The following is a 1,802-nucleotide window of genomic DNA, read 5'->3' on the forward strand; positions in this document are numbered from 1 at the left end:
ACACCCCCAATAGATAGCAGCCGACCTGTCTCACGACGGTCTAAACCCAGCTCACGACCTCCTTTAATAGGCGAACAACCTCACCCTTGCCCGCTTCTGCACGGGCAGGATGGAGGGAACCGACATCGAGGTAGCAAGCCACTCGGTCGATATGTGCTCTTGCGAGTGACGACTCTGTTATCCCTAAGGTAGCTTTTCTGTCATTCATGGCCCGCATCGAGCGGGCGCATCAGTTCGCTAGACCACGCTTTCGCGTCAGCGTTCCTCGTTGGGAAGAACACTGTCAAGCCATCTTTTGCTCTTGCGCTCTCCGGCGAGTTTCCGACTCGCCTGAGATGGCCTTGGGGCGCGCTCGATATCTTTTCAAGCGCGTACCGCCCCAGTCAAACTGCCCGGCTACCGGTGTCCTCCTCCCGGAGTGAGAGTCGCAGTCACTGACGGGTAGTGTTTCATGGATGTCTGGGCGCCACGCTAGCGCGCGGGCCTCGGTAACGACTCCTACCTACACTGCACATCAGCGACCACGTCTCAGCGACAGCCTGCAGTAAAGCTCTATAGGGTCTTCGCTTCCCCTTGGGGGTCTCCAGACTCCGCACTGGAAAGTACAGTTCACCGGGCACAACGTTGGGACAGCAGAGCCCTGGTTGATCCATTCATGCGAGTCGCTACTGAAGCGACAAGGTACTACGCTACCTTAAGAGGGTCATAGTTACCCCCGCCGTTGACGGGTCCTTCGTCCTATTGTACTAGGTGTTCAGATACCCGCACTGGGCAGGATTCAGTGACCGTACGAGTCCTTGCGGATTTGCGGTCACCTATGTTGTTATTAGACAGTCCGAGCTCTCTAGTCACTGAGACCTGCCTCTTTCCGAGGCAGGCATCCCTTCTTCCGAAGGTACGGGACTAACTTGCCGAATTCCCTAACGTCGTTTGTACCCGACAGGCCTTGGCTTTCTCCGCCAGGAGCACCTGTGTTGGTTCTTGGTACGGGCGTCATACTCGTCTTTTCACGGGCTCTCGGTACGTCCGGCTTGCGCGATCTCACCATTCTGTCGCTTCGTGCCATTACGGCTTCCACGACATTCGGTGATTCGACTGAGCGAATGCTCAGTCCGGATGTTCCAAAAGCGTCGACTTTCAATGTATGACGGTGCTGGAATATTAACCAGCTTCCCTTTTGTCATACGCGAGTTACGATATGACTTAGGATCGGCTAACCCTCAGTTGACGAACAGTGCTGAGGAACCCTTGCCCTTTCGGCCGTCAGGATTCTAACCCGACTTTCGCTGCTACTACAACCAGGATTTGCGTCACCACGCGGTCCATACGAAATCTATTCCGTACTTCCACCCACGCGGAGCGCCGACCTACGCAACCACTCTGTAACGAGTGTGGCTAGGTATCGGTGGTGGATTTGAGCCCCGATCATTTTGGGCGCCTCGAACCTCGGCCGGTAAGCTGTTACGCTTTTCTTAGAGGGTAGCTGCTTCTAAGCTCACCTCCCGGCTGTTTAGGGCTCGAGACAACCTTCGATCGCACTTAATCCACACTTGGGGACCTTAACCCAGCGCTGGGTTGTCTCCCTTATGGTACACAGGCTTACCCCGCGCACCGGACTCCCCGCGTCAAAAGCGTCCGTGAGTTCGGAGTTTGACAACCGCGCCGACCTCTCTCGAGGGCGGACACGGTAATCAGTCTCTCTACCTCACGGACTACCTCGGCGGAGGTCATGCTTCGACATGTTTCGGTCGGAACCAGCTGTTGCCGGACTCGATGGGCCTTTCACCCCTATACGTAGATTA

1 rRNA gene is annotated in these 1,802 nt (G+C 56.0%); it reads right to left on the minus strand.

Features of this window, described 5'->3' with window-relative positions:
• Positions 1–1,802 (minus strand): 23S ribosomal RNA (locus V8P86_RS18840); the annotation flags it as partial.

The sequence above is a fragment of the Halovenus anhuiensis genome (assembly GCF_037080055.1).
In the GTDB taxonomy this organism is placed as follows: domain Archaea; phylum Halobacteriota; class Halobacteria; order Halobacteriales; family Haloarculaceae; genus Halovenus.